We start from the raw sequence: 6,514 nt of genomic DNA, 5'->3' as shown, positions 1-6,514 counted from the left end.
CATTCTTGTTGAAAACCTCAACGATCTTGGCTGTGTTCCCTGCTTTTTTCATAGCTTTTATTGTAGCTATGTTTTGAGCAAAAGTCAATGTCTTGGAATGATATATCTTCTAATATTCCAAAGAATTATTGGTATTATAGTAATAATTTAGCGGGAATTTGGGTTTCTAATAATAACTCAATGATGGCTTCTTCTGCTGCACCTTCACAAATGCAGGCAATAAGATTAGATAGTATCATTTTCTCATCCTACACAAGTGTTCTTATTACAATTCTTTTTAGGTTCATATAAGCGTCATACAAGGGGACCGTTCCTTCTAAATATCCACTTTGGTATGCATCGCTTTTATTTATATCATTACGTGTAAGGATTTTTGAAAGATTCTCTACAGTAATCCCAGCTTTATTTCGCGCTATGTAGATAGTATCGTTACGAGAAAATTCATCAAGTAGCTCAGGATAGTGTGTAGTGAAGAGTAGTACAGCTCCTTTTGGGTTGCAATCCTGGTCCATAAAAAAACGGATTAGTGTGACCACAATTTCCTTGTTGAAGTGGTTCTCTATTTCATCAACAAGTAAATATCCACCGACTTTAAGAATTTTTAAGGCGTTCAGGAATAGTGTAATACCTTTAATTGTGCCCGATGAAAGGTATCTGTTCAGTTCAGACAACTGATGGAAGATAAGTTCTTCTTTGTTCTTGAACTTAAGTCGGATTTCCTGATCTTTAAACTGTTTCTCAATAGTAAGGTATTCAATGCTAGGGTCGAAAAATTCTATCAATTCGTGTGGGATTTCTGCGTTTAGGCCTAATAGGTTGTTGTTGGTAAAGCGAAGCATGTCAACTATTGAGATTCGTTCGGCTTGGCGTTTATTAAAAGCAACCATGATACTGACGTCGTCAAGAAGATAAGCCTCTTGCTGATTTCTCATCTGCTCCTGTTTGAAAGAAGAGACATCAAATAAGGCTTTTTTACTCTTGGCGCTGGTAATTGATTTAGAATGTAAAGTCTCCTCAACGATGATGAATCTATCATCTTGTTTTTTAATCACAGTATGAAGCATATGAATCGCATGATCATTTGCATAGAAAAAAATTGTGAATGATACGCTGTCTTGATCAAGGAGCCCATCAAATATTTCGATACTATCGATAGTGCTTATGGGTTCATTATTCAACAATCGAAATGAGAAATTAACGACCTTCAGGAGTGTTGTTTTTCCAGATGCATTTATACCAGTGATTGCAATTACATTGTTTTGATAATAGTTCGAGAATAGGCGGTGCATTGTTTCGGCAGATTCCGTAGAGACTCTTTGAAGTGCAAGAAAATCCACCTCTACATCAGAAGAGAATAATGGTAATCCTGATGCTCGTATCTTAAGTATTTTCATGCAATCCTCCGCCTATAAACGTAATCAGTGATTTTACTTACTATTATTATTGCATAATCGCGGTATTATTACAAATAAAAACGTAAAATATGTTTTTAAATGTATATTCTTCAAAAGAATTACATGATTCAGTCCATTTTCATGGTCAGCTACCAGACAGAAATACAGGATTGTAGTAATATTTCTGTATGAAAACACCTATTCGTTCCTTGGTTGTCCTGTTTGTTCTGCTGGCCTCTCTCTCAGCCCCTCTGTTTGCAGTGGGAAGTGAGTACTCTCAGGCCTTGGGTGTCCAAGGTGGACGCTTGGCCGGGGTTGGTATCAGTTACCAGAGATGGTTGGACGACTTTGGCTACCAGGTAGCAGGTGGTTTGATCTACCACCCAGAGATGGAATATGGTGACGATGAGTTGGTCTACAACATCGGGCTTGAGTTGCAATACCCCTTGGTGTACCACGAGGCAAACTCCTGGCTTGCTGGAATGCTCTACCTGGTCGGTGGAGTACACCACCAAGGATACAAGAAAGCTGAATTTGTCTCTGACCTGGATGTGTATCGCTCTGGGCCGCTCACTCTCAACATAGGTATTGGAGGAGGAGTAGGGGTGGAATCCATCTTCTTCAAACATTTTGCTATCAGCACAGAGTTTGTCTATGTGGGGATGTATGAGATCACCTCTTCCACGTTTGTGGTAGATATGTATCCTCAGGTAAGTCTCAGATATCGGTTCTAGTGCCAAGCATTCTTGCCTCTCATCTACAAGAAAGCCGTACCATACTCTCTGTAAAGATGATACACTGGCCTACATGGAGAAGCTTGTAGGAAGGGCTGATGTAGCTCGCGCAGCAGGGGTAGCGGAGTCCACGGTCTCCCGTGCACTCAACGATTCCCCCCTTATCAGTGATGAGATCAAGAAGAAAGTACGACTGGCTGCAGAAGAGCTGGGATATGTCCCTTCACGGACTGCAACGCTCTTTGCTAGCAATAGAAGCTTTGCCATCGGTTTTGTGGTTCCCTACTACAAGAAGATCTTGCCCTTTACCCGTTCCTATTTCCCAGCCCTCCTCGATGGCTTGTTGCTTGGAACACTGAACCACAACTACAATGTTGGGATTATCTTTGAGAACTATCTGGGCAAGTACCGCAGTTACCGGGACCTTATCACCAGCCATAGCTATGATGGCCTGATCTTTGCCATCACCAAGGACCAGTTTCCCGAGATCGATCCCCTTATCGAGCACAACCTCCCCTTTGTGTTGGTGAACAACTACCGAGAGGGGGCTGCAAGCATCTATGCTCGTCCTGATGAAGGGATGAGGAAGGCTTTTTCCCATGCCCATGAGCTAGGACATAACCACATCGGATATGTGACGGGGGACCTTCAGTTCAAGAACGGCAAGGACAGACTCCAGGCCTTCGAGGAGCTTGCCTCTCACTACCACCTGCAGACAACGATTGTCGAAGGAAACTTCTCCAGGAACTCAGGTTTCAATGCATTCAGGCAGTTTGGTAAGAAGGAGTCACTGATCATGACGGCCAGTGACCGGCAAGCCTTCGGCTTTCTCCAGGCCTGTAGTGAACACTCCAAGAAGGTTCCCCAGGATATCTCTCTCATCGGATACGACAACTTCCAGCCTGCTGGTACCAGTACTCCTCCCCTGACTACAGTCGACCATCCGATCATGGAGATGGGAGCTGAAGCAGTACAGATGTTGATCGGTATGATCGAGCATGGAAAAGCAGCAGAACAGCGATGGGCAGAGACCGGTTTTGTGGTGAGAAAGTCCACCCGACCCCTGGGAGAGTAAATGATGAAACTAGTCATAGTGGGATGTGGGGGAATGGGCTGGTACCAAGCAAAGAAGTTCCAAGCTCTGGGAGCCCAGATAGTAGGCGCAATCGACCATAATGAGGATCACCTGAGGGGTTTCTGCGAAAATTTCGGGGTGGAAGAGAGCTATAAGAGCCTCGATATGATCTCCCGCTTCTCCGCCAAGGCCAATGCCTTGAGTTGTTGTCTCCCTGACTGTTTCCACACTCTCTGCTGTGAGGCAGCAGTGAGAGCAAATCTGGCAATCTTCTGTGAGAAACCCCTCACCTCAACCCAGGAAGAGGCTGATTTCTTGGCAAGGCTCCCTAAGAGCCAGCCCTTCATGGTCAATTTCTCAAAACGCCACACGCCCTCTCTCTCTGCAGCACAGGAGGTCCTCTCCCGTGGTATGCTCGGTACGCTGGAGAATGTCACCATCTCCTACCTGCAGAGCTGGTACAAGAGCCATATCTGGGGAGACCCAAAGGAAGTCTTCCGTTGGAAGTGGAGACTGCTGCCTGAATATAATCAGGGAGGCTGCCTCTCAGACCTCGGCAGCCACCTCCTTGATCTGCTTTTCCTGCTTTTTGGAAACGTCCACTTTGAGAAGAAGACCCTTGAGGTCACTTTCCCTGCCTTGGTTGAGTATGGTGCCTTGCTGCGTATTGGGAACCATATCCCTTGCACATTGCACTGCTCTTACCAGGATCCCTCTTGGGATGATTCTCTGCAACTTATCATAGAGGGTAGTGAAGCTACGCTCACGATGAATACCTCCCTCGATAGGAAGCAAGTGGTCATTACCAGCAAGGACGGAACTAGCACGAAGCTGGAGGGAAATCGTCCAGTTTCGACCTATCAGAAGTTTTTTGATGCCGTTAAGAGTGGGGATTCTATCCCCCCTTCGTTTGAGGATGGATACCGGGTCCAGAAACTCTTGGAGGAGATGCGATGAAGAACATACAGCTTGGGGCACTGCTCTTTGCCAATGAGGTTACCTCCGCTCATCTTGGGAGGCTGAATGAAGCGGGGTTCGAAACCCTCAGTATCTGCTTTTGGGAGACCCTTGGAGAAACTGATCTTGCAAGTCTTGCTCGCACTACGGAGGAAGCAGGGCTTCCGGTCAACGCAATCTCTGTTTGGGGTAATCCCTTGGCCAATGAGGAGACTCTCCGTGGTGTGCAGACACTCATAGAGAAGGCGTATCGTTTTGGGCATCCGTTTGTCTCAACATTTGCAGGCCGTGTTCCTTCTAGAAGTGTTGAGGCATCGCTTCCCTTGTTCAAGGAAGTGTTCAGCGATTTGATTGATCAGGTCCATCGCCATGATTGTAGGGGATTGCTCCTGGAAAACTGTAGGATGGGTGACCTCTGGAAGCGTGGTTCCTGGAATATTGCCATCAATGATGCAGCGTGGGATCTCATCTTTAATACCCTTGATGATCCCCTCCTTGGTCTTGAATGGGAGCCATGTCATCAGGTGGAGGCACTGCTCGAGCCGCTTGCCCAACTGAAACGTTGGAAAGAGAGGGTTTTGCATGTACATGGCAAGGATGCCCATGTTGATCATGCCCTCCTCAGTGAGATCGGTCTCTATTCTCCAGGGAAGGCAATCAAAGCTACCTTGCCTGGCTGTGGTGATACCGATTGGCAAGCCCTGATGCAAATCCTTCTTGACGGAGGATACCAGGGAAGCATTGATATTGAAGCGGGTGGAACCTCGTTTTTCAGCGATTTTGAGGAGAAAGTTGCATCCCTAGATTACCTTAAGAAGTGTCGCCTTAGTCTCCGATAGTCCCATACGCGCCCTTGCAAAACTCAGAAAACATGGTACGATTATCACGTGCAAAACACATACGTGCGATGCTTTTCGGGATGTTATGCACGCACGTGCATAGGAGGAAAACATGGATCGAATTGCCTATGGAATGATTGGAGGTGGAAAGGGAGCCTTTATCGGGGATGTACATCGTAAAGCCATCCGCTTAGATGATCTTGCCGTCTTGAAAGCCGGTTGTTTTTCCCGGGATGTGGAGAAGTCAAAGGCTTTTGGGGCAGAACTCGGTATTGCAAGTGATCGTCTCTATACCGACTACCGTGAGATGGCGGAGAAGGAAGCAAGCAGGGAAGACGGTATTGCCTTTGCTGTTTGCGTTACACCAAACGCTTCCCACTTTGACATATGCAAGGCCTTCCTCTCCCAGGGGATTCATGTTGTCTGTGACAAGCCCCTGACCTGGACTATCGAACAGAGCGAAGAGCTGGCTGAAATCTGCAAGAAGAAGAACCTGCTCTTTGGTGTTACCTATACCTACACCGGATACCCTGCAGTGAAGCAGATGAGGAAGATGGTCCAGGATGGAATGCTTGGGAAGATCAGGTTTGTGAATGCCGAGTATCCACAGGACTGGCTGGGTAATCCCGTCGATGAACATAGCTCCATTGCTCCCTGGAGAATGGACCCCAAGGTATCGGGGGCAACGAACTGCCTTGGTGATATCGGCAGCCATATCGAGAATATGGTAGCCACGGTTACCGGTAAGAAGATCAAGAAGGTCTGTGCACGTCTGGACAGCTTGGTTGAGGGCAGGACGTTGGATGATAATGCCTCGGTGATGGTTGAGTATGAAGGGGGAGGCAAGGGCCTGTACTGGTCAAGCCAGATTGCCTTCGGCTATGACAACGCCCTCCGTATCCGCATCTTCGGTGAAAAAGGGAGCTTGGAGTGGCTTCAGGAGGATCCTGACTACTTCTCCTTTACCCCATGCGATGGGCCGAAACAGAGATGGAGCCGTGGTCGTGAGGCATTCGACCCAGCAGCCCAGCAGTACTCCCGTGTGCCAGCAGGACACCCTGAGGGACTCTACGAGGCATTTGCCAATATCTACAAACCCTTCATCCTGGCACTTGGAAAACACCTTCGTGGAGAGAAGCTGGAGCCTTCCGATCTTGACTTCCCAGGAGTCGAGGAAGGGCTTGATGGCGTGAAATTCATCAATCGGTGCCTGGAGAGCAGCAAGCAAGGCTCTGTTTGGGTCGACCTATAAGAAATCATAAAAAGGAGCAAATCCATGGCTAGAATGGTTACAATTTTTACAGGACAGTGGGCAGATCTTCCCTTTGAGAAGATGTGTGAGACCGTAAGTGAAATGGGATATGACGGGGTTGAGATTGCCTGTTGGGGTGATCATATGAACGTGGAGAAAGCTGCAAAGGATCCCTCCTATGTAGCTGACAAGAAAGCAATCCTGAAGAAATACAACCTTGGTTGCTATGCCCTCGGAAACCACCTTGCCGGGCAGTGCGTCGG

Annotated in this window: 6 protein-coding genes and 1 pseudogene; 6 read left to right on the top strand and 1 reads right to left on the bottom strand. The window is 47.1% G+C overall.

Translation table 11 applies throughout. The features are described from left to right. Window positions 1–248: 248 nt before the first annotated feature. Window positions 249–1,394, bottom strand: coding sequence for an ATP/GTP-binding protein (locus JF818_RS01035; RefSeq protein WP_198890139.1), 1,146 nt, complete (start codon window positions 1,392–1,394; stop codon window positions 249–251). A 188-nt stretch (window positions 1,395–1,582) separates the two neighbouring features. On the opposite strand from JF818_RS01035, the gene JF818_RS01030 reads away from it, so the two are divergent. From JF818_RS01030 to JF818_RS01005, 6 genes and pseudogenes are all read left to right on the top strand, one after another. Continuing rightward, window positions 1,583–2,128, top strand: coding sequence for a hypothetical protein (locus JF818_RS01030; protein ID WP_198890138.1), 546 nt, complete (start codon window positions 1,583–1,585; stop codon window positions 2,126–2,128). A gap of 73 nt (window positions 2,129–2,201) precedes the next feature. Beyond that, window positions 2,202–3,203 (top strand): LacI family DNA-binding transcriptional regulator, encoded by a 1,002-nt coding sequence (locus tag JF818_RS01025; protein WP_198890137.1) that lies wholly within the window; start codon window positions 2,202–2,204, stop codon window positions 3,201–3,203. A gap of 3 nt (window positions 3,204–3,206) precedes the next feature. Then, a complete protein-coding gene (locus JF818_RS01020; RefSeq protein ID WP_198890136.1) occupies window positions 3,207–4,160 on the top strand; it encodes a Gfo/Idh/MocA family protein in 954 nt (317 codons plus the stop codon). After that, window positions 4,157–4,999 (top strand): sugar phosphate isomerase/epimerase, encoded by an 843-nt coding sequence (locus JF818_RS01015; protein WP_198890135.1) that lies wholly within the window; start codon window positions 4,157–4,159, stop codon window positions 4,997–4,999. Before JF818_RS01020 ends, JF818_RS01015 begins: the two co-directional genes overlap by 4 nt. Window positions 5,000–5,111: 112 nt before the next feature. Then, window positions 5,112–6,251, top strand: coding sequence for a Gfo/Idh/MocA family protein (locus JF818_RS01010; protein ID WP_198890134.1), 1,140 nt, complete (start codon window positions 5,112–5,114; stop codon window positions 6,249–6,251). 24 nt (window positions 6,252–6,275) lie between these two features. Then, window positions 6,276–6,514: pseudogene (locus JF818_RS01005) on the top strand (sugar phosphate isomerase/epimerase); the annotation flags it as partial.

It is taken from the genome of Sphaerochaeta sp. S2, assembly GCF_016406725.1.
Lineage (GTDB): Bacteria > Spirochaetota > Spirochaetia > Sphaerochaetales > Sphaerochaetaceae > Sphaerochaeta.
This window is presented reverse-complemented; position numbering and strand designations above follow the sequence as displayed.